Origin of the sequence: Pedobacter sp. (assembly GCF_965279535.1) — a bacterium.
GTDB lineage: Bacteria > Bacteroidota > Bacteroidia > Sphingobacteriales > Sphingobacteriaceae > Pedobacter.
The window spans coordinates 1,681,154-1,702,704 of record NZ_OZ257244.1 but is presented as its reverse complement, the minus strand read 5'-3'; the positions used below and the strand labels follow the sequence as shown (position 1 = coordinate 1,702,704).

Genomic DNA, 21,551 nt, shown 5'->3' with positions numbered 1-21,551 from the left:
TAGTTAACGGGCGATTATTTTTTTTATTAAAAGAACCCCAGTTTGTTCTTATCATAAGAAATTAACATATTTTTAGTTTGGCGGTAATGTCCAAGCATCATTTTATGGTTTTCCCTTCCTACACCCGACTGCTTGTAACCACCAAACGGTGCTCCTGCGGGATAGGCATGATACTGATTTACCCATACGCGCCCAGCTTGTATAGCCCTCGGAACCTGATAGAGTTCATGAGCATCTCTCGTCCATACACCTGCGCCTAATCCATACAGGGTATCATTTGCAATTTCAATGGCTTCTTCAACATTTTTGAAAGTAGTAACAGCGAGCACCGGGCCAAAAATCTCCTCCTGGAAAATCCTCATTTTATTATGTCCTTTGAAAATGGTGGGCTTAATATAATAACCACCTCCCAGATCACCGGGCAGCTGATTGATTTCGCCACCAGTTAAAACCTCAGCACCTTCTTCTTGCCCGAGTTTTATATAAGCTGCTATTTTTTCAAATTGGATTTTGGAAGCCTGGGCACCCATCATAACCGTTTTGTCTAAAGGGCTTCCAATTTTAATGGCCTTTGTCCGCTCAATTACTTTGGCAATAAACCGATCATATATATCTTCCTGAATTAACAGGCGGGAAGGACAGGTACAAATTTCTCCCTGGTTAAGCGCAAACATTACGGCGCCTTCTACAGCTTTATCCAGGAAAGCATCATCTTCATCCATTACCGAGCTGAAAAATATGTTCGGAGATTTTCCACCCAATTCTAAGGTTACCGGAATGATGTTTTCTGTTGCGTATTGCATAACCAGTCTGCCAGTAGGTGTTGAACCTGTAAAGGCGGCTTTAGAAACTTTCGGATTGGTAACCAGGGCCCTGCCCAACTCTGATCCGAATCCATTAACAACGTTTACTACACCTGGAGGGAGAAGGTCTCCGATTAATTCCATCAATACCATGATGGATATTGGCGTGCTTTCTGCTGGTTTTAATACCACACAGTTGCCTGCGGCTAGTGCCGGTGCCAGTTTCCATATGCCCATTAGCAAGGGGAAGTTCCAGGGGATAATCTGCGCTACCACACCAATGGGTTCATGAACAATCAGTGAAACCGTGTGCTGATCTAATTCCGAAAGAGAACCTTCTTCAGCACGAATTACCCCTGCAAAATACCTGAAGTGGTCAATGCCAAGGGGTAAATCAGCAGCCAGGGTTTCCCTAACAGCTTTTCCGTTATCGATGGTTTCAACTGTAGCCAGGTACTCCAGGTTATCTTCCATCCGCTGTGCAATCTTATTTAAGATAATGCTTCGCTCGGTTGCGGAAGTTTTACTCCAGGTTTTAAAAGCTTCATGAGCGGCATTAACCGCAAGCTCCAAATCCTCTTTGGTAGAATGTGCGGCTTTGGTAAATACTTTGCCGTCAATTGGTGATATGTTATCGAAATAATTGCCTTTAACTGGGGCAACAAATGCTCCGCCAATGTAATTGTCGTAATGGGATTTAAAGCTTGGTCTCTCAATTAAGTTTTCCATAATTATGATTATTTCATCGATGCATCTTCAGGAACAACTCCTTCCGAGTGGAAAAATTGGCTCATCATGATGTAACGATCTCAGATTTGGTTAATACAAACCTAATAGCAAAAACAAACCAACAGATAGTATAATCGGCTCAAATGATAGCATTATTGTTTCAGGCTTTGTAACCTTACTGAAATAAACTTTATATTTGATTACCAGTAAATATGTCTAACCAAATCTTTCAGATTATGCCACATATACTAGATCAGGTAAACCTAAGTGCATCTGAAACGCTTCAAACTCTGGTAGAGAACAGAACTTCCTACACGCTTGAAAGGTGTGAGCTGAATGTTTTTGAAACTTACACTGAGTCTTATAAAGTTCCACTCACTTTTAACGATTTTGTGATCACCAGCATGTTGAGGGGAAAAAAGGTGATGCATTTACTGGATAAAAAAGGGTTTGATTATTTTCCTGGTCAAACGGTAATTGTGCCTCCTGCGGTGACGATGAAAATCGATTTTCCTGAAGCCTCAGATTCAAATCCGACACAGTGCATAGCATTGGCCATTGACCAGGAACAGATTAAGAAAACCATTACCTATCTCAATGAATTTTTCCCCAAGGAGGGGAGCAATGAAAAGTGGTTGCTGAACTATGATCAGTACCATTTCTACAATAATGAAGAGATTGCCTACCTGATTAATAAAGTTATCAGGATTTGCTCAGAACGATCTAAAGAAAAGGATGTGTTGGCAGATTTAACTTTGAAAGAGTTGCTGGTAAGGATTATGCAGACTCAAAACCTTAAAACGATTTCTGATGATGCAAACAATCTTAATAACAACCCACTGGCCTACGTGTTAAACTACATTAAAACTAATCTGAACGAAAAAATAAGTATTAACAGTCTAAGTGATAAAGCATGTATGAGCAAGGCCACATTTTATCGGCTGTTTAAGAGAGAATTGGGGATTAGTCCGAATGATTTCATCCTTACAGAAAAAATAAACAAGGCGAAGATGTTACTTTCACAGCCTGGATCAAAGGTGGCATCCATTAGCTACGAATTAGGCTTTAGTGATGCAAATTATTTTATCAGAACATTTAAAAAGCTGGTTGGCATTACCCCGGGAGTTTTTCAGCAACAAGCCCAAATGAGTTTAATACATTAGGCAAAAGGCCGGTTTTTTATAGACCGGCCTTTTGCCCGATTTGTTTTTCTGAAATTTTGTAATAATTGTACAAGTTCCAAAGCATTAAAATTATACTAATAAATAATAAGGGATACCGGATAAAACCGGGTGCATCATTTACCATTACAACAGTAATCAGTAATGCCGCTCCGCTCAATTTTTTTTTGTTTTTTAACTCACTCATGCGTATTGGATTTTACAATAAGTATGGAAGCACAACAAAACGTTACAAAGTTTTTAATTATTATTGTTTAGATATCTCTTACTATAGGTAATTCCCATTAAATCGTACCGAAGGAATTGCGTTTTTAACCTTTTTTGGAAATCAGTAAAGTTTCGTTTCTCTTTCGGGCTCCAGAGTATTTCACTTAAGGCATCTAACCTGGGAAATAGCAAATATTGCACTTTAGTAGGGTTAGTAATGTATTCGCTCCATAAGCAGCCCTGGCCACCCCAAATGTATTTAGCTTGTTCGGCATTGAGTTCTGCAGGTATAGGTTCATAGTTATATACATCAATTAAAGCAGATAATTTATTGGCTGTTAAACTATCTTCCTTTACAAATTGTGCATGGTTAAAATACATTTTGTCTTCGGGCGTCAATATAGCTTTGTGTTGTTGTCTTGCCGCCTCAATTCCACCTTTTTCACCCTGCCAGCTCATCACTATAGCATTTGGAGCTAAACCACCCTGTAAGATTTCATTCCAGCCAATAATGGTTTTGCCTTTGCTGTTTACAAATTTTTCTACCCTGCGAATAAAATAGCTTTGCAACTCACTTTCCGTTTTTAGTCCGTTTGCCTTCATGATTTGTTGGGAAAGCGGAGATTTTCTCCACCAGATCTTGGAAGCCTCATCGCCACCAATGTGGATGTATGGCGCCGGAAATAAATCCATAACTTCTGTTAAAACATTTTCAAGAAACTTAAAGGTGGTATCGGATGCCTGAAGCACATTATTATATTTATTCATCATACCCCAGGTTTGTGCAACTTCATATTTAGAAGCTGGTTCAGTTCCCAATTCGGAGTAGGCAGCCAGTAAGGCCATGCTATGGGCCGGCATTTCTATTTCGGGGATAATGGTAATGTAACGTTTGGCAGCATAGTCAATTACATCCTTAATTTGTTCCTGTGTGTAATACCCGCCATGTCTTATCCCATCGGTTTTAATTACAGCATCTTTTGGGCTAATTTTCACATCATTAGGCAATACCTGGTATTTTATATTTTCATTCCCTTTGCCAGGCCATAAACCAACAATACTGCCTTTACGCCATGCGCCAATTTCCGTTAATTTCGGATATTTCTTAATCTCTATCCTCCAGCCATGATCATCAGTTAAATGCCAATGAAAATAATTCATTTTATGAAGGGCCAGATAATCTATGTATTGCTTGATAAACGTTACATCGAAAAAATGACGGCTCACATCCAGGTGCATTCCACGATAATCGAAACGAGGATAATCGGTAACTTCTACCGTTGGAATGATTAGCTGTGCGGATTTAGCCGTGGGTAATAATTGAATAAGCGTTTGTATACCGTAAAATGCTGCAGTATCTGAACTTGCAGTGATGGTTATTGTATTTTGATCTGCTTTTAGCTGGTATTGATTGATATTTTTTAAGCCCTTATCAATGATCACATTGATCATGTTCTTCCTTTTTACATCCGGATTTTTAAACCACTTTAGTTTTAAGTTGTAATATTGGCTCAGGTATTCGTCTAAAAAGCTGATAGCGCTATTGCCACCAAAATCGGTATAAAAACTTGTAGTAATGTCTATTTTAAAAGGTGCTTCTTTAAGATTTGACTTAACGGAAACCGGTTGTGGAATAATGTTAATTTCCTGGGCTGTTAGGTTAGCGGTAAGAAAACACAGCAGTAATAAAACAAGCTTCTTCATGTGGGTAGATTTGGATTTACCCAAAAGTACTAAAAAAGAGCGCCTGCTGATGGTAGGTAATGGGTTTTTTACCACACCTCAGTATTATATGGGTTGCATTTAAGCATAGAAAATATCCAATACGGATAGGAGATAAGGGGTTATGGATTGTACCCTAATCGCAAGGTGCAAAAAAAAACGCCCCCGATTGCTCAGGGACGTTTCCAAAACTTTATAAGTTAAAAAGATTAGCCTTTTTTAGCTTTGCTCTCTTCGCCTTCTAATTGCGATTTCAATTGAGCCAATACGTCTAAATCTCCTAAAGTAGATTTCTCTACAGAATCTTTAACTTTCTTAACCGCAGTTACAGCAGCTTTAGCTTCTTTTTTCTTAGATGCTCTTTCTTCAGCAGCTACTTCAGCTTTAGCCTCTTCCCAGATACGGGCGTGAGATACTACAATGCGTTTTGCTTCTTTGTTGAACTCAATGATTTTGAAATCATTGGTTTCTTCAGCTTTAACAGAAGTACCATCTTCTTTAACCATATGTTTAGTAGGTACGAAACCTTCTACACCATAAGGTAAAGCAATAACAGCACCTTTATCAGTTACTTTAACAACAGTTCCCTGGTGGATTGAATCTAAAGTGAAGATAGTTTCAAAAGTATCCCAAGGGTTTTCTTCTAATTGTTTGTGACCTAAGCTTAATTTACGGTTGTCAACATCAAGTTCTAAAACAACTACGTCTAATACATCACCAACTTTAGTGAATTCGTTAGGGTGGTTGATTTTTTTAGACCAAGAAAGGTCAGAGATGTGGATTAAACCATCGATACCTTCTTCAATTTCTACGAAAACACCAAAGTTAGTCATGTTTTTAACAGCAGCTTTGTGTTTGCTTCCCACTGGGAATTTCGCAGCAACTTCTTGCCAAGGATCGTTAGATAATTGTTTAATACCTAAGCTCATTTTGCGTTCGTCTCTGTCTAAAGTTAAAACTTCAGCTTCGATCTCATCACCAACTTTTAAGAATTCTTGAGGATTTCTTAAGTTTTGTGACCAGCTCATTTCAGAAACGTGGATTAAACCTTCAACACCAGGGATGATTTCTAAGAAAGCACCGTAATCTGCAACAGTTACGATTTTTCCTTTTACTTTAGAACCAACCTGGATGTCAGTGCTTAAGTTCTCCCAAGGGTGTGGAGTTAATTGTTTTAAACCTAAAGCAATACGTTTTTTCTCATCATCGAAATCTAAAACAACCACGTTGATTTTTTGATCCAATGCTAATACTTCTTTCGGATGCTCTATGCGGCCCCATGAGATATCAGTAATGTGAAGTAAACCATCAACACCACCTAAATCGATGAACACACCGAAATCAGTGATATTTTTAACAGTACCTTCTAATACTTGTCCTTTTTCTAATTTAGAAACGATTTCAACTTTTTGTGATTCTAAATCGTCTTCAATTAACACTTTATGAGAAACAACTACGTTTTTAAACTCGTGGTTAATTTTAACAACTTTGAATTCCATTGTTTTACCCACGTAAACATCGTAATCGCGGATAGGTTTGATATCGATTTGTGAACCTGGCAAGAAAGCCTCAACACCCATGATATCAACGATTAAACCACCTTTAGTACGGCTCTTAACAAAACCGTTGATGATTTGATCATTTTCAAGAGCTTCGTTAATCGCTTCCCAAGATCTTTGAGTTTTAGCTCTTTTGCGAGAAAGAATCAACTGACCGTTTGCATCTTCTGGTGCTTCAACGAATACATCAACTGAATCGCCAACTTTAAGATCAGGTGTATCACGGAATTCTGAAGTAGAAACTAAACCGTCTGATTTAAAACCAACGTTTAATACTACGTCTTTGTTGTTGATAGAAACAACAGTACCGCTAATGATTTCACCTTTAGTGATCTGGTTGAATGTACCGGCATACATATCTTCAAACTTTTTACGGTCTGCATCATTGTAATTACCGAAAACTTTTTCGTCAGCATCCCAATCGAAATCTTCTGTTGGGGTTGCTAATGATGATTTGATCGCTTCGATCGACACTGAATCAGCTTCTGATTCAATGGTTTCTTTTTCAGTCAGACGTCCGTCTGCATCTTGAAGTTCAGCTTTTTTAGCCGCTAGTTCTTTTTCTGCTACTTGTTTTTTAGCCATTAATAAATTATCTCCTTTTTTCCCTATTTAGGGACTGCAAAGGTAAAACTTTTTTTATTTATAGAAAAGATTTTTTTAATAAATGTTGCTGATTTTTAGCTGATTAAGATTTGCTTCGTGCCGGTTTTAGCTGAAACGGGATAGATTATGCATGCAATAACCGCAATGGAAGCAAGTTTTCCGCAAACCACATCAGGTTTTAACCATCAGATTACCATATTTTAACCATTGAGGCAACGGAGGCCAGCATTAGGGATATACTAGCGTACCCTGACCAGGAATGTAGGTGGGGGAATGAGAAACAGGTTGGGCGTATAACTTACTCCCTGTTCCGTGGCGCAGGGAACAGCAGCTACCAATTAATGTTGGGTTAGGGTTTTATTTCCAGGTTCTTGCCCCACTCATCAGCAGCTAAAAACCTACCTTGCCCTTATCTTTGCGTCTTACTTCTTTTTAAAAGTACCCCTTGTAAAACCTTCGCCTATCAAAGTCTGATCATCTCTGATCAATAACAAAATCATATTTTGCTGATCGTACAATTTAATCATATCCCCTTCAATAATGTATTTAGCTGTAAAAGTAGAATCGGCATAAATATCCTTTACTACTACAGAATCATTGTTTTTGAAATCGAAAGACTGATATTGTGTATCGCTATCACTGGCAAATGTGCCTGATACAATTTTTTCTTCAAAAAAAGTAATGTAGCAGAAATAACCCGTAATCAAAATAATTACTGTAGCGAATCCAATCAGTACTTTGTTTTCTTTGGCATATTTAAAGATGAAGAAAAGAATAATGGCAAAAATGATTACCACGATACCCAAAAAGATATAGCCTGAATAATCTTTTACCACTTTAGGGGCGGCGATAACGGTGGGCGATTTCGTTTGTGCCGGCTTCGGTGCCGAAGAAATTTTAGTTAAGAATTCACTGGCTACCCAACCTTCGGCATTTGTTACCTTAACTTTAAAGAACTTGGCATTGGTTGAGTCTAAAACAACTACATTTTCACCCTGAGGGATAAAGCCTATAATTTTACTTTTCGCTTCGGCAGAAGCCCTGACATTAAGTTTATCGGCTTTTACACGATAAATATCCTGGGCATGTAAACTGATAGAAAACAGGAAGAGCGCAAACGACAATAAGAAGATTCTAATCATAGGTTTTGTTTTGTTGATGCGATAAGAAAGATTTAATTGCATCAAAGGCATTTTGGTGAACGTGCCAGATGAAACATTGTGTGGCAAAAATAGGAAACACATCCTTAAAAATTAAACAAAGCTGCAAAATTGATTAAAAAAGACTCCGATAGTGGCTAATACTGGTAATTTATCGCTACCAGCTTCCTCCGGTACCTCCACCACTACTTCGTCCTCCTCCCCAGCTGGATGAAGATGAACTGCTGCTGCCTGATGATGAGGAGGAGGAACTTGAACGTTCTTTTACCAGCATCGGGATGGTTACATTTCTGATAAAGGTTTCGAAAGAACAATTTTTACATTCCTGCATTTCCTTGCCCGATCCTTGTCTGGAGTAGGTTGCACTGAGCAATGTTTTAACAAAAGGAACGGTATAGGTTTTTGCGCCGCAACTCGGGCAGGTTTCATATTTGCGATGTTCATCCCCATCATTAGGGATTAGTTTTTTTTCGCCATCTGTTCCGATCCAGATGTCGTACAATATAGATTTTAGCTGCTCTTCTTTTTGTTGTGCTTCATTAAGGTAAGGACTACCTGTAGGATTTTCATCACGGTCTATTCTTACCATGGGTAGGTTATTAGCATCTAATGCTGGTGTAAACCTTTTTTTAATTGCAGCTCGTTTAGTCCATTCCAAAATTAAAACGATAAAGACCAGTGGGGATAGTAAAACCAACCACCACATCGATTTATTGAAATCTGCAACCGCATTAGAAAAATTTTCGGGGTCGAAGTATTTTTTTCTTATGGCACTGATTGCACTGACATAATGTATCAGCAATAAAATTGAACAGATAATAATGAGGTATGTAGGAATATCTTCTACTGTTAATAACCCTTCGAATGAGCCGAAAAAGCCGATCAAGAACACTACAATAAACAACAAAAAAAATACGGTTATACAGCCAGAAGCAATCCCCTTGTCGTAAGCAGAAATCTGCTGGTTAACCGTTGACGACAATTTTGGCTTTTTTCGCTTGATGATGAACAGGCACAAAATATAAACACCAATAATGGTTGCTGATTGTATGCCAATTTTATCCCACCAGCTGGGCTCGCTTTTTTGAGTGAAAAACTGATTAAGTTCTGATTTGTTGTCGGGATTGAGTATAATAATACCGATAGCATTGAGGGTGTTGATGATTCCGGTACCAAAATCATTTTCTCTAAAAGCTGGTACAAGCAGATTTTGGGCAATGTGTTTGAGTTTTGTATCTGGCAATACGCCTTCTACACCCGTACCGGTAATGAAACGGTATTTTCTTCGATCTTTTGCAATAAAAAGCAATAAGCCATTGTTGCTGGTTTTTTGACCAATTCCCCAGGTGTTGAAGAGGTTATAAGCGAAATCAAAATCCTCTTGTTCTGAATCGAAATCATTTACAATTACAACTGCAACCTGAACATTGGTTTTTCGTTCAAAACTGGCAATGGTATCGTTCAGGCTGGCAACATCAGCAGCGTTTAAAATTCCATCCGGATTACTTACATAGCCACCATCGGTTTTCTTAGGATCGGGAATGTCTTGAACTTTGTAACTCTTTTGGGCAAGGCCAAGGTAGGGGAGTGCGGAAAAAAATAAAGCGAAAAGAAAAAATAAGGAGCGTTTTTTAAGCATCTGATTTATTTAAGGATTGTTGTGTTTTAACATCCATCATTAACAAATATTGAAGCAATATGTTTATTGCTTCAATATTTTAGATAACACTTGTGCTAATTTTGCTTTATTTTTAAAATAAGGTGCCAGGTCAAACAATTGAACGCTCTTGAATTCAATTGGATGGCTCTCACTTTGAAGGGCGATATATCCGGAAGTCAGTGCTTTACCGTCAGTTTTAACTTTAGGATCGAAATTAGAAACATTTCCTCCGCCAATGCGTGGTTTAGTATATTCCAATACCACTTCTCCATCTATTATATGTTTAACAATAGAATCCTGAAGTACTAAAAACTCGGCTGTAACCCATTGATCGCCATGATAGGTTTTTGATCTTGAATCCAGGCAGTGCGGTGTAAATAATTTACCCTGGTAAACAATCTCGGTTCCCGGGGTACAAACGTTGCTGGTATGGCGTTCGTGTTCCCCATCGCCACCCAAAATCTGGCCTTCAATAGAAATGGGGAAATCCTGGTCTTTTAGCATGGTTTCAGGAGCCTGGCAGTGGAGCATTGCGCCGCTATTTCTATGGGCCCAGCCTTCACCACCTTTTGCCTGCTCGCCAACAAAGCGATAAGTTACTTTTAACAGGTAGGCAGAGAATGGCTTTTTGAAGAAAATATGTCCGTATTGCTGGTTAAAATCGGTATAACCTTCATAACCCACTTTCATCAGCCCATTTTCTACCCGAAAGGTGTTGGCGTAGTTTTCTTTATAATCGTGCTTGGCAATCTTGATATTCCAATCTTTAAGGTCTTTTCCGTTGAAAAGATTGATCCAGCCTTTTTGGGCATGCACTTTAGCAAAAGAAATTGCGATAAAGAAGAGTAAGGTAGCGGTCTGTTTTAATTTCATAGTAGCTAAAAATATGAAATTAAATTAAACCCCAAATCATTAAATTTTATGAATGCGGTAAAAAGGGTGCTGCATGTTCAAGTGCAAAATCCAGCTGTTCTGCTTGTGTCAAATCGGTATTGTCTAAAATAATCGCATCTTCAGCTCTTATCAGTGGACTTTCCTTCCGGGTTGTATCGGCATAATCCCGATGAGCCAGGTTTTCAAATACCTCTTCTAAAGTAGTGGTGTTATTGCCCTTACTTTCCAATTCCTTAAACCTGCGTTCAGCCCTGATTTTGGGATCGGCTGTCATGAAGAATTTCACTGGTGCATGAGGGAAAACTGTAGTGCCGATATCGCGTCCATCCATTACAATATTTTTCGATCTGCCCATTCGTTGCTGTTGTTTCACCATTTCATGGCGAACCAGCTTGTGTGCAGAAACCTCACTCACATTTTCAGAAACAGGCATTAAACGAATCTCATCAGAAACCTCTTCTCCATTCAGGGTGATGTGAGATTCGTAATCACGCGAATGAAAATTCAGTTCGATGTGTTGAAGTGCATCCTCAACAGCTGCATCACTGCTCATATCCACGTGATTTCTGATGAAGAATAAGGTAACAGCCCTGTACATTGCTCCGCTGTCGATATAAATAAAACCCAACTTCTTAGCCAAAGCTTTTGCTAAAGTACTCTTTCCACAAGACGAATAGCCATCAATGGCTATAACCAGATTCTTTTTCATGCTGCCACAAAGGTAAAAAAACAGGGTATACTTGCTAAATTTTTATTTTAACATTATGTTACTTTTGTAAGATGTTACCTACAAGAGCAGAAATTTTAAGGTCAGTTATATTCAAAACTTCCCGAAGTGGAGGCAAGGGTGGGCAAAATGTTAATAAGGTGTCCAGCAAAGTCGAATTGATCTTCAATCTGGAAACCGCAGCATATTTTAATGAAGAACAAAAACAGCTTTTAAGATCCAGACTGGAAAACCGGCTCGATACTGACGGTCTTCTGCATATTGTTTCGCAAGAGGATAGGAGTCAGCTTTTAAATAAAGAAAAAGCAATTGTTAAACTGATCGATTTGATTAAAAAGAGCTTAATTATTCAGAAAAAAAGAAAAGCAACTAAGGTTCCCAGGTCAGTTATTGAAAAGAGATTAAAAGATAAATCTTCCAATGCAGAACGCAAAAGGAACAGGAAGCTACCTGATTTTTAATAATTGAAATTAAGGAGCGGATAAGTTTTACTTACCAAACCTGTAATACAAACTCAAAGCCCCGTAATTTTGGGCATCTGCAGTGCTTTTAACCTCTTTAGTTTTGAAAATAATATTAAAATCTGCAGTAAAGCGATTAGCGCTGTAGTTTATTCCAAACTGTTGTTCAAAAACTATCGGTTTAACACCAAACGTTAAAGGACTATTGTTATTGAACAAACTGCCCTGTATAGTTGCATCATATGCTACCACATTAAGCTGAGGTTTTAAATAGAAATAAAATTCTGACTTGTTTAGTTTTGCTGTTTTGGCGTTTCCAATTACAGCATTGTGATAGGCAGAATTAAATAATTGGTTTAATCTGCCCGCCCTGAACAGCAAAGAAGCACCCAGGCCAGAAAATGTAGTGCCCAGATTGGCATAACCCTGGCCGCTTAAATCGACGATGTTGTCGTTGGTTCGCAGCAGGAGCTGGCTGTAGTTGGCTGCGAGGTTAACTGCAAAATCATTTTTAATCTGATATTCCCAGCCCGATGGGCTATAGAACCCTACTGTTTTATGTAAAAACTCCTGTGCACCTTCTGCCAGCGACCCTGGTCCAACTATACCTATTTCTGTACTGAGCTTTAGTACTTTTTCCTTCTTATAAAAAACTGAATATGCACCACCGGCGTATAAATAACCGGCAAAAGGTCTGTCCTGATCCTCTTTTTTCGGTACATTTCCCCAAAATGGTGTATACATTTTTTGCCCTGCCGATATTTCGTAGGTTTTCTTTTCTACCTGGTCTGAAAATTTATCAGGATTTAAAGCCCTTCTAAAATAAATCATCAAACCGTTGGTATAATAACGATCGTTTAAGGTAGCCAGGTAAGCATCGTTTTCGGTTTTAAAACCAAATTCATTTTTAAAGGATTGCCCGAAACCAGCAATAGCAATTAAACAAAAGAGTATAGTAGATAAAATTGATCTCATAAAAAAGCCCAGACATTTTGCCTGGGCTATAAAAGTATTTATACTATTTGAGATTTCAGTATAGAAATCGAAAGTTTACAATTTAGTTAACGATTGTTGGAATTTTAACGCTTAAATCGAGCGGCTTTTTTACCTTGTTTTTAGTTAAAGCCATGTCAATTACTTCGCTCATTTCGGTTACGTAATGGAACTTCAGATCCTTAATATAACTTTCTTTAATCTCTAAGATATCTTTTCTGTTGCTTTTGCATAAAATGATCTCTTTGATGTTTGCCCTTTTGGCGGCTAAGATTTTTTCTTTAATGCCACCAACAGGGAGTACTTTACCCCTTAAAGTAATTTCACCAGTCATGGCTAAATGTTGTTTTACCTTGCGCTGGGTAAAAGCAGAAGTAAGTGCGGTTAACATGGTGATCCCTGCCGAAGGCCCGTCTTTAGGCGTTGCACCCGCTGGAACGTGTACGTGTACATCCCAACTATCAAACAACGAATAGTCAATTCCAAACTCAGCTGCATGTGCCCTTAGGTATGCCAATGCAATCACAGCCGATTCTTTCATTACATCACCCAGGTTACCGGTTAAGGTTAGCTTTCCTTTCCCAGGGCTTAAACTTGCTTCTATAAATAAAATGTCTCCTCCAACACTTGTCCAGGCTAAACCTGTTACCACACCCGCAACTTCATTTCCTTCATACAAATCCTTATCATAAATAGGGGCACCTAAAATGCGTTCGATATCTTCAGGAGTCAATGTTGGTTGATAGGTTTCCTCCATTGCAATTTTAGTAGCTACACCACGTACAATAGAACCGATTTTTTTCTCCAGTCCACGCACGCCAGATTCTCTGGTGTAATCTTCTATCACCTTCTCAATTAAAGCCGGTTTTAAATTAATGTCTTTGTTCTGCAGACCGTGGTTTTCTTTCTGTTTTGGTAGCAGGTATTTTTTAGCAATCTCAATTTTCTCTTCAATGGTGTATCCATTCACCTCAATAATTTCCATACGATCCAATAAAGCGGGTTGTATGGTGCTTAAGGAGTTGGCGGTAGCAATGAACAAAATGTTCGACAGGTCATAATCCATCTCCACATAATGATCATAGAACGCACTGTTTTGTTCAGGGTCTAAAACTTCGAGAAGTGCAGATGAAGGATCACCACGATGATCTGTTCCCACTTTATCAATTTCGTCCAAAACAAATACCGGATTATCTGCACCTGCTTTTTTAATCGAAGATATGATACGGCCAGGCATAGCACCGATATAAGTTTTACGGTGGCCGCGGATTTCGGCTTCATCACGGATTCCGCCCAATGCCATTCTAACATACTTACGGCCTAAAGCTTTTGCTATAGATTTACCCAGAGAGGTTTTACCAACCCCCGGAGGACCTACAAGGCATAAAATCGGGGCTTTCATATCCCTTTTTAACTTAAGAACAGCCAAATACTCTATAATGCGTTGCTTTACCTTTTCAAGTCCGAAGTGATCTTTATCTAAAATGCGTTGAGCACGTTTAAGGTCAAAATTATCTTTGGTAAATTCACTCCAGGGTAAATCTAACAAGAGTTCCAAATAATTAAGCTGAACAGAATAATCAGGCGCAGCAGGGTTCATTCTGCCAAGCTTATCCAGTTCTTTATCGAAGTGAGAAGCTACCGCTTTTGACCATTTTTTTTGCTTTGCCTTTTCCTGCAGTGCATCAAATTCTAAATCTGCAGAGCTGCCACCAAGCTCTTCCTGAATGGTTTTGAGTTGCTGATTTAAGAAATAGTCACGCTGTTGTTTGTCTAAATCTGTACGAACCTTAGATTGGATTTGATTTCTCAACTCCAGCATCTGAAGTTCTACCATTAGCAATTCCATTACCTTTTGTGCGCGATCCTGCAGTTTATTCATCTCTAAGATTTTCTGCTTATCGGCCATTTCGGCATTCATATTTGAAGAAATGAAATTAATCAAAAATGAATTGCTTTCTATGTTTTTTAAGGCTATTCCTGCTTCAGTAGGTATATTTGGAGAAAGTTGAATAATCTGAGCAGACATTTCACGGATACTGGCAATTAAAGTTTTAAACTCTTTATCTGCCTTGTGTTTTTGCTCCTCAAATTTCTTAACTACTGCTTTGATGTAAGGTTCATTCTGAACCTCTTCAATTAAAGAAAAACGCTGCTTACCCTGGATAATTACAGTAGTATTACCATCGGGCATCTGTAGCAACTTGATGATGTTGGCAACCGTACCAACAGTGTTAAGTTGTTCAAAAGTAGGATCTTCTATCGAAACATCTTTTTGAGAAACAACACCAATGATTTTATTCCCTTTGTAGGCCTCTTTAATCAGTTTTATCGATTTATCCCTGCCAACAGTTATTGGAATCACTACTCCAGGGAATAAAACGGTATTTCGCAGCGGTAAAATTGCCAGAGTTTCGGGCGTTTCCTCGTTATTCATCTCATCCTCATCTTGTTGAGACATTAATGGGAAAAATTCGGTATCCTCGTTTATTATTGGCATTGCTGAATGGAAATCAAATATATCTTGTTTACTCATTATCACATGTATCACTTCACTTACGACAAACTGACAGGTTGATCGTAGTCGCTTTGTTTAATTTTGTTATTATGGTATTAAATTCAACTCTTGTGCCAAAGTGAAAATAATATTAATGTTATGTTAAAAAGGCAGGTAAAACTAAATCTTTAAGCCATTATCATATAAGTCTAATTTTAGCGTTAAAGCTAATGTTTAAAGGCAAGGTGCGACAATACAAAATTAAAAAAACTTTTATATTATCAGAATAGGATTATATTGCACATAAATATTCTTGCAAATCCCACTGATGTGTTTAGATTTGTTAACTTATTAATCATACATGAACTATTTTAAAAAAGCCATTTTAGGACTAATTATCTTTTCGTCGAGTAGCAGTTTTGCCCAAAATAACTACGATAAAAGCATGCAGGCGATGATGAAAGGTGATTTTAAAGCCGCAGTTACCCAATTGGAGAAAGCCGATGCAAAAGATCCTGATAATGCAAAAGTATTGAAAATGCTTGGCTATTCTTATTACCAAAATGGTGAGTTTGAAAAATGTATTGCCACATATAGCCGACTTATTTTAGTTACGCCGAATGAAGTTTCTGCCTATTACTACCGCGGTAAGGCGAGATTGAACATTGCAAACGATCCGAAGGAATCTTTAAATCAGATGCGCGATAATTTTTATACTTCTTCAATCAGAGATTTTACCAAAGCTATCGAGTTGAGCAGTGAAGAGGATACTCAAATGCTTCAGAACAGGGCTTTGGCTTATAAAGATTATGCCATATTCAAATCATATAAAGCAAAAAAAGCTGCCGAGAAAACGGCTTGTGTTGCCTTGTTCAATAATTCAATTGCCGATTTTCAAAAGGTATTAACCTTACAGCCACTGAGGAAAGATATTATTGACTGGATTACTTACGATAAGGCACAAATTGCTACTTTGAAATAAGATTTAAGAAAAAGTATACACAAAGGGTACTGAAATTTTCAGGACCCTTTTTTATTTTAACTTTCCAAGTACGGTATAGTTTTTTTGCGATAATAATCTGATTTTTTGCTGTTTTCTTATTTCATAAAGGCTATCGGGGAAATAAACTAAGGTATCAGTAGAAGTGTAAAGAATATTTTTAACCGCAATCCAAATCTCTATGCGTTTAATTTTCGATCCTGCGCTGGCAATCTCTACCTGTTTTACCTTGATTTTTTTATTATCCGAAATAAAACGCTGAACAGAATCTGTTTTGGTTACATTAAAACTCCCGTTCCAGGATGTTTTATTAATGTCGGCATCAACGAAGATTCCCAGTTCCTGTTTCCAGTTTTTAATTTTTAAACTTTTACGTTCAGCCTGCCCATTGGTAATAACTGTTTTATTAACCACTAAATTTGCTTTTTGTAAACGGGCTATTTCTTTTTTGAAATAGCCCTCCAGGTCAAAATAAGCCTTATGATCTTTCTTGTCAGATGGATTATCTAAGTTGCAGGCTGCAAAGGCCGGTATAAGTAGAAGTAACCAATGTTTTTTTATCATTATACCAATACGTTGCCAGTCATTGCTGCAGGGATATCAACACCCAGGATTTTAAGCACTGTTGGTGCAATATCACCTAATTTTCCATCAGCAATCTGGTGGTAATCGTTATCAATTAAAATGCAGGGAACCAGGTTAGTGGTATGGGCGGTATTGGGTGAGCCATCCTGATTAACCATAAACTCTGAATTGCCATGATCTGCCAGAATGATGAACGAATATCCATTTTCCAATCCCTTGTTTACTACTTCCTGTGCACACCTGTCAGCAGTTTCTACCGCCTTAATTACAGCAGGAAAAACGCCGGTATGACCCACCATATCCGGATTAGCAAAGTTTAAACAGATAAAATCTGCCCAACCACTTTCCATTTCTTTAGTAATTGCATCTGTAATGCCCTGGGCGCTCATTTCTGGTTGCAGGTCGTAAGTAGCTACTTTAGGTGAAGGGATTAAAATTCTTTTTTCGTTTTGAAATTCAGTCTCTCTTCCACCAGAGAAAAAGAAGGTTACATGTGGATATTTTTCAGTTTCAGCAATTCTGATCTGGTTTTTATGGTTAGCTGCAAGCACCTCGCCTAAAGTTTGGGTAAGATCATCTTTGGTAAAAATCACATTTACGCCTTCAAAGCTTTCATCATAGGTAGTCATGGTTACATAATACAATGGAAGCTTGTGCATTTGCTGTTCAGGGAAATCTTTTTGCGTTAAAGCTGTGGTAATTTCCCGGCCTCTATCTGTACGGAAATTGAAACAGATCACAACATCATCATTTTGAATAGTAGCCACCGGGGTTCCATTCTCATGGGTTAAAACAATTGGCTTTAAGAACTCGTCTGTAACCCCTTCATTATAAGATTTCTGGATTGCAGCAATTGCATCCTGGGTTCTCTCCCCAACAGCATTTACCATTACATCATAAGCCTGTTTTACCCTTTCCCAACGGTTATCTCTGTCCATTGCATAATAGCGGCCTACCATAGAAGCCAGCTGCGCAGACGAATGCTGTAAATGGCTTTGCAAATCGCTAATAAAGCCTAAGCCAGAATTTGGATCCGTATCACGGCCGTCTAAGAATGCGTGGATAAAAGTACGCGCTACATTGGCTTCATCAGCAGCATCGCAAAGTGCTTTTAGGTGTTCGATATGTGCATGAACACCTCCGTTAGAAACCAAGCCAATGAAATGAACCGCCTTATTGTTTTGCTTGGCATAGTCAAATGCCGCAAGTAAAACAGGATTTTGATGAAGTTCGTGATCGGTAATGGATTTATTAATGCGCCCTAATTCCTGATAAACTGTTCTACCAGCACCTAAATTCATATGGCCCACTTCAGAATTTCCCATTTGTCCGGCAGGTAAGCCAACGGCTTCTCCAGATGCTTCCAGTTTTGAGTTTGGGTAATTTTTTAATAAAGCGTCAAAAAAAGGAGTATTGGCAGCATAAGCCGCATCAGAATTATCTTGTTTTCCGTAACCCCAGCCGTCTAAAATGATAAGTGCAAGTTTTTTATTTTTCATTATTTTTTATTTTTGGGCAAGAAAATGCTCAGCACTCCACAATCTCCAATGATTTCTTGCCATGAATGTTCAAGTATTAATTCACTAAAACATTTTATGAATTCAGGTGTTTTAGTTATTGCTAGGCAAATATAGCTTTCTTGAAACTTATATAAATTAAGATTTCCTTTTTTTGATAAGCTAATGGCATAATTTTAGCTGAATCATTCTGTATAAAATACAGAAATGATCCGGAGCATATTTTTATTGTTTATTAGTTTGGCCCCAATATATCGTTCTATAGGCTACCAGGCCGATATTATTGACGATTTGTCCTCGTATTTCCGATCGAGTAATTCCAAAGAAATTGCTAAAAGTTTTTCTTCAACTATAGAATTGATTATAATAGATGAAGAAGATGTATACTCTAAAGCACAAGGTGAACAAATACTGAAAGATTTTTTTGCCAAACATCCTCCCGTTAAAACCAGTATTTTCCATAAAATCAATACCAATCCAAATTATAGATTCGGTGTACTTGTTTATAATACAGCCAAAGAAACTTTTAGGGTATCCATTACGATGAAAAAGTTTAATGCCAGCTTTTTGGTTACCGAATTGAGGATAGAACCTGCCAAAGAATAATCAACTTACCCATACATCAATTTTGTAAGTGATTGCCCGCTCGCAAATAATTGTTATTTTTGCGGCATAAAACCGATATTTTGGATACTCAACTGATACATCAATTCATAAAAAATGCCCTTGCCGAAGATGTTGGTGATGGCGATCATACTTCACTTTCTACAATTCCGGCAGCAACCCAGGGGAAAGCTAAACTCATTATCAAAGAAAATGGTGTTTTGGCAGGGGTTGAACTTGCATTAGAGATTTTTAAAGTTGTAGACCCGGCACTCCATGTTGAGATATTGATTCAGGATGGCGCTACAGTTAAAGTAGGAGATATTGTTTTAACGGTATCAGGTAGCACCCATGCTATTTTAATAGCAGAACGTTTGGTTTTGAATTGCATGCAGCGCATGAGCGGAATCGCTACACAAACCCAGCTTATTGTTAATAAACTTAAAGGTTCAAATACTCAGATTTTAGATACCCGTAAAACTACTCCTGGACTTCGTTATTTAGAAAAGTGGGCGGTTAGGATTGGCGGTGGTGTAAACCACAGGATTGGCTTGTATGATATGATTCTGATCAAGGATAATCATGTAGATTATGCCGGCGGTATAGCAAATGCAATTAAAGCGGCACAACAATATCTTAAAGACCAAAACAAATCACTTCAGATTGAAATTGAAGTACGTAACCTGGAAGAGCTTGCACAGGTATTGGAAATTGGTGGTGTAGATCGGATTATGCTTGATAATTTTGGCTTTGATCAGCTACGGGAAGCTGTTAAAATGGTCGACAAAAAGTTTATCACCGAAGCCTCTGGAGGTATAACAGCCGAAAATGTTGCAGAATATGCTGCCTGTGGTGTAGATTATATTTCTATGGGTGCGTTAACCCATTCAGTTAAAAGTTTGGATATGAGTTTAAAAGCTTACTAATGGTGATTTGCTATAAAATTAGAAGCTTATTTTTTGTATCATTGTAGGGTATGGTTACGGTTTATTCTCTTACTGCTCTATTAGCGGCCTACCTTTTTGGTTCTATACCAACAGCAGTATGGCTGGGTCAGGCCTTTTATGGTGTTGATGTTAGAGAGTACGGCAGCGGTAATGCAGGAGCTACCAATACCTTCAGGGTATTGGGTAAAAAAGCTGGTATTGCTGTTATGCTTATCGACATTGCTAAAGGCTATACAGCTACTAATCTGGCCTATTTCATTGGCCTTTCGGTTACAGGCCCTCAAAATTCAGTCGTTTTTGTTAATTATCAGTTAGCACTTGGTGTTACAGCGGTAATGGGACATTTATTTCCCATTTTTGCAGGTTTCAGGGGTGGTAAAGGTGTGGCTACACTTTTTGGAATGGTTTTAGCAGTTAACTTCCCGGCATCTATGCTTTGTGTTCTGGTTTTTGTTGTGATACTATTGATAACCAAATATGTTTCCTTAAGCTCAATTTGTGCCGGGTTTACTTTTCCACTAAGTGTGGTATTTTTATTCCAGGTATCTATTAAGTCGGAAGTGTTATATGGGATGTGCGTTTGCATTTTAATCTTAGTCACCCACCAAAAAAATCTCGAAAGATTGCTGAAAGGCAAAGAATCTAAAGTGTATTTGTTTAAGAAGAAAACGAATTAATTTAACAAATCACTATCCTGCTGAAACTTATTGTAAATCCTGCTGTTTAGGATAGGTGAACTGAATTACTAACAAAAGAACTATATGAAAAGGGTATTATTAACAGCTTGCGTTGCTGCAGCACTATTGATGAATTCTTGCTCTACTGTCCCTTTAACAGGACGTAGCAGATTGGATTTAGTGAGCAACGATCAAGTTTTGCCAATGGCTTTTCAAGCCTATAGCGAATTCTTAACCGAGAATAAGACAACGGTTTTGCCTGCTTCAAACGCTCAGGCCTTAAAAGTTAAAACGATTGGAAGCAGATTGATTTCTGCTGTGCAAACGTATATGAATAACAACAATTACGGCAACCTGATTAAAGATTATAAGTGGGAAGTAAATGTGGTTCAAAACAATGAAAAAAATGCCTGGTGTATGCCTGGTGGAAAAATTGTTGTGTATACCGGTATTTTACCTGTTACGCAGGATGATGCAGGTTTAGCTACAGTAATGGGGCACGAAATTGCCCATGCCATCGCAGGGCACTCTGCAGAAAGAATGTCGCAGGAGATGGTTGCACAAGGTATTGGAGCCGCAGGGGGAGTAGCACTGTCTAAAAATCCAAAGGCGCAATCTGCATTTAATACCCTTTATGGAGTAGGTGCACCTATCGCAATGTTGAAATACTCAAGAAACCAGGAGTTGGAAGCCGATAGGCTGGGTTTAATTTTTATGGCTATGGCCGGATATAATCCGCAGTCTTCTGTTAATTTCTGGAACAGAATGTCTTCAGCTTCTGCAAATGCTCAAAAGCCTGCAGAATTTTTAAGTACCCACCCGAGCGATGCTACACGTATTTCACAAATTCAGAAATATTTACCTGAAGCACAACAATATTATAAAAAATAAGCCCCCCACTGGTCCGTTACGCACGGACCAGTTCTAAAACCATTTGTAATGGTTCGTTAAACACGCAAACCATCAATTAATATGGTATTCCCTGGTCCGTGACACACGGATCAACATAAAACTTCCAAATAT

19 protein-coding genes are annotated in these 21,551 nt (G+C 38.2%); 7 read left to right on the top strand and 12 right to left on the bottom strand.

The features are described 5' to 3' along the window. Positions 1 to 26: 26 nt before the first annotated feature. Positions 27 to 1,532, bottom strand: a complete 1,506-nt coding sequence (locus ACQY77_RS06775) for an aldehyde dehydrogenase family protein (RefSeq protein WP_421938737.1) — start codon at positions 1,530 to 1,532, stop codon at positions 27 to 29. A gap of 236 nt (positions 1,533 to 1,768) precedes the next feature. On the opposite strand from ACQY77_RS06775, the gene ACQY77_RS06770 reads away from it, so the two are divergent. Then, positions 1,769 to 2,695, top strand: a complete 927-nt coding sequence (locus ACQY77_RS06770; RefSeq protein WP_421938738.1) for an AraC family transcriptional regulator — start codon at positions 1,769 to 1,771, stop codon at positions 2,693 to 2,695. A 16-nt stretch (positions 2,696 to 2,711) separates the two neighbouring features. Here ACQY77_RS06770 and ACQY77_RS06765 read toward each other — a convergent pair whose 3' ends face one another. From ACQY77_RS06765 to cmk, 7 genes are all read right to left on the bottom strand, one after another. Continuing rightward, positions 2,712 to 2,900 carry a hypothetical protein gene (locus tag ACQY77_RS06765; protein WP_421938739.1) on the bottom strand — a complete coding sequence of 63 codons (189 nt, stop codon included), beginning with the start codon at positions 2,898 to 2,900 and terminating at the stop codon, positions 2,712 to 2,714. A 53-nt stretch (positions 2,901 to 2,953) separates the two neighbouring features. Then, a complete protein-coding gene (locus tag ACQY77_RS06760; RefSeq protein WP_421938740.1) occupies positions 2,954 to 4,624 on the bottom strand; it encodes a beta-N-acetylhexosaminidase in 1,671 nt (556 codons plus the stop codon). A 227-nt stretch (positions 4,625 to 4,851) separates the two neighbouring features. After that, entirely contained in the window at positions 4,852 to 6,786 is a 1,935-nt protein-coding gene (gene rpsA, locus ACQY77_RS06755; protein WP_421938741.1) for a 30S ribosomal protein S1, read from the bottom strand. 443 nt (positions 6,787 to 7,229) lie between these two features. After that, the gene (locus tag ACQY77_RS06750; RefSeq protein ID WP_421938742.1) at positions 7,230 to 7,949 is read right to left on the bottom strand and encodes an SH3 domain-containing protein; all 720 of its coding nucleotides are present in this window, start codon (positions 7,947 to 7,949) and stop codon (positions 7,230 to 7,232) included. A 175-nt stretch (positions 7,950 to 8,124) separates the two neighbouring features. Then, positions 8,125 to 9,606, bottom strand: a complete 1,482-nt coding sequence (locus tag ACQY77_RS06745) for a TPM domain-containing protein (protein ID WP_421938743.1) — start codon at positions 9,604 to 9,606, stop codon at positions 8,125 to 8,127. A gap of 63 nt (positions 9,607 to 9,669) precedes the next feature. Then, entirely contained in the window at positions 9,670 to 10,500 is an 831-nt protein-coding gene (locus ACQY77_RS06740) for a 3-keto-disaccharide hydrolase (RefSeq protein ID WP_421938744.1), read from the bottom strand. Positions 10,501 to 10,546: 46 nt separating this feature from the next. Continuing rightward, entirely contained in the window at positions 10,547 to 11,230 is a 684-nt protein-coding gene (gene cmk, locus ACQY77_RS06735) for a (d)CMP kinase (RefSeq protein WP_421938745.1), read from the bottom strand. Positions 11,231 to 11,301: 71 nt separating this feature from the next. On the opposite strand from cmk, the gene arfB reads away from it, so the two are divergent. After that, positions 11,302 to 11,709: an alternative ribosome rescue aminoacyl-tRNA hydrolase ArfB gene (gene arfB / locus ACQY77_RS06730; RefSeq protein WP_421938746.1), complete on the top strand. Its 408-nt coding sequence runs from the start codon at positions 11,302 to 11,304 to the stop codon at positions 11,707 to 11,709. Positions 11,710 to 11,736: 27 nt separating this feature from the next. Here the strand turns inward: arfB and ACQY77_RS06725 are convergent, their stop codons facing one another. Further along, positions 11,737 to 12,684, bottom strand: coding sequence for a lipid A deacylase LpxR family protein (locus tag ACQY77_RS06725; protein ID WP_421938747.1), 948 nt, complete (start codon positions 12,682 to 12,684; stop codon positions 11,737 to 11,739). Between the two features lie 82 nt (positions 12,685 to 12,766). After that, complete coding sequence (gene lon, locus ACQY77_RS06720; protein WP_421938748.1) at positions 12,767 to 15,238, bottom strand: endopeptidase La; 2,472 nt, start codon at positions 15,236 to 15,238, stop codon at positions 12,767 to 12,769. Positions 15,239 to 15,560: 322 nt separating this feature from the next. Here lon and ACQY77_RS06715 point away from each other — a divergent pair, with 322 nt between their 5' ends. Next, complete coding sequence (locus ACQY77_RS06715) at positions 15,561 to 16,181, top strand: tetratricopeptide repeat protein (protein WP_421938749.1); 621 nt, start codon at positions 15,561 to 15,563, stop codon at positions 16,179 to 16,181. A gap of 51 nt (positions 16,182 to 16,232) precedes the next feature. On the opposite strand, the gene ACQY77_RS06710 is transcribed toward ACQY77_RS06715, so the two are convergent. Together ACQY77_RS06710 and gpmI are read right to left on the bottom strand one after the other, a co-directional pair. Further along, positions 16,233 to 16,763 carry a hypothetical protein gene (locus ACQY77_RS06710; protein WP_421938750.1) on the bottom strand — a complete coding sequence of 177 codons (531 nt, stop codon included), beginning with the start codon at positions 16,761 to 16,763 and terminating at the stop codon, positions 16,233 to 16,235. Beyond that, positions 16,763 to 18,283 carry a 2,3-bisphosphoglycerate-independent phosphoglycerate mutase gene (gpmI, locus tag ACQY77_RS06705; RefSeq protein WP_421938751.1) on the bottom strand — a complete coding sequence of 507 codons (1,521 nt, stop codon included), beginning with the start codon at positions 18,281 to 18,283 and terminating at the stop codon, positions 16,763 to 16,765. Before gpmI ends, ACQY77_RS06710 begins: the two co-directional genes overlap by 1 nt. A 258-nt stretch (positions 18,284 to 18,541) precedes the next feature. Between gpmI and ACQY77_RS06700 the strand changes: the two genes are divergently transcribed. From ACQY77_RS06700 to ACQY77_RS06685, 4 genes are all read left to right on the top strand, one after another. Next, on the top strand, positions 18,542 to 18,907 hold the full coding sequence (locus ACQY77_RS06700) for a DUF4783 domain-containing protein (protein ID WP_421938752.1): 366 nt from the start codon (positions 18,542 to 18,544) through the stop codon (positions 18,905 to 18,907). A gap of 80 nt (positions 18,908 to 18,987) precedes the next feature. Further along, complete coding sequence (gene nadC, locus ACQY77_RS06695) at positions 18,988 to 19,830, top strand: carboxylating nicotinate-nucleotide diphosphorylase (protein ID WP_421938753.1); 843 nt, start codon at positions 18,988 to 18,990, stop codon at positions 19,828 to 19,830. Positions 19,831 to 19,880: 50 nt separating this feature from the next. Further along, positions 19,881 to 20,528 carry a glycerol-3-phosphate 1-O-acyltransferase PlsY gene (gene plsY / locus ACQY77_RS06690; protein ID WP_421938754.1) on the top strand — a complete coding sequence of 216 codons (648 nt, stop codon included), beginning with the start codon at positions 19,881 to 19,883 and terminating at the stop codon, positions 20,526 to 20,528. An 84-nt stretch (positions 20,529 to 20,612) separates the two neighbouring features. Continuing rightward, positions 20,613 to 21,419 (top strand): M48 family metallopeptidase, encoded by an 807-nt coding sequence (locus tag ACQY77_RS06685; RefSeq protein WP_421938755.1) that lies wholly within the window; start codon positions 20,613 to 20,615, stop codon positions 21,417 to 21,419. The last annotated feature ends 132 nt before the right edge of the window (positions 21,420 to 21,551 follow it).

Coding starts and splice junctions, on each gene's coding strand:
- ACQY77_RS06775 (WP_421938737.1), bottom strand. CDS start 1,532: ATGGAAAACTTAATTGAGAGACCAAGCTTTAAATCCCATTACGACAAT.
- ACQY77_RS06770 (WP_421938738.1), top strand. CDS start 1,769: ATGCCACATATACTAGATCAGGTAAACCTAAGTGCATCTGAAACGCTT.
- ACQY77_RS06765 (WP_421938739.1), bottom strand. CDS start 2,900: ATGAGTGAGTTAAAAAACAAAAAAAAATTGAGCGGAGCGGCATTACTG.
- ACQY77_RS06760 (WP_421938740.1), bottom strand. CDS start 4,624: ATGAAGAAGCTTGTTTTATTACTGCTGTGTTTTCTTACCGCTAACCTA.
- rpsA (WP_421938741.1), bottom strand. CDS start 6,786: ATGGCTAAAAAACAAGTAGCAGAAAAAGAACTAGCGGCTAAAAAAGCT.
- ACQY77_RS06750 (WP_421938742.1), bottom strand. CDS start 7,949: ATGATTAGAATCTTCTTATTGTCGTTTGCGCTCTTCCTGTTTTCTATC.
- ACQY77_RS06745 (WP_421938743.1), bottom strand. CDS start 9,606: ATGCTTAAAAAACGCTCCTTATTTTTTCTTTTCGCTTTATTTTTTTCC.
- ACQY77_RS06740 (WP_421938744.1), bottom strand. CDS start 10,500: ATGAAATTAAAACAGACCGCTACCTTACTCTTCTTTATCGCAATTTCT.
- cmk (WP_421938745.1), bottom strand. CDS start 11,230: ATGAAAAAGAATCTGGTTATAGCCATTGATGGCTATTCGTCTTGTGGA.
- arfB (WP_421938746.1), top strand. CDS start 11,302: ATGTTACCTACAAGAGCAGAAATTTTAAGGTCAGTTATATTCAAAACT.
- ACQY77_RS06725 (WP_421938747.1), bottom strand. CDS start 12,684: ATGAGATCAATTTTATCTACTATACTCTTTTGTTTAATTGCTATTGCT.
- lon (WP_421938748.1), bottom strand. CDS start 15,238: ATGAGTAAACAAGATATATTTGATTTCCATTCAGCAATGCCAATAATA.
- ACQY77_RS06715 (WP_421938749.1), top strand. CDS start 15,561: ATGAACTATTTTAAAAAAGCCATTTTAGGACTAATTATCTTTTCGTCG.
- ACQY77_RS06710 (WP_421938750.1), bottom strand. CDS start 16,763: ATGATAAAAAAACATTGGTTACTTCTACTTATACCGGCCTTTGCAGCC.
- gpmI (WP_421938751.1), bottom strand. CDS start 18,283: ATGAAAAATAAAAAACTTGCACTTATCATTTTAGACGGCTGGGGTTAC.
- plsY (WP_421938754.1), top strand. CDS start 19,881: ATGGTTACGGTTTATTCTCTTACTGCTCTATTAGCGGCCTACCTTTTT.
- ACQY77_RS06685 (WP_421938755.1), top strand. CDS start 20,613: ATGAAAAGGGTATTATTAACAGCTTGCGTTGCTGCAGCACTATTGATG.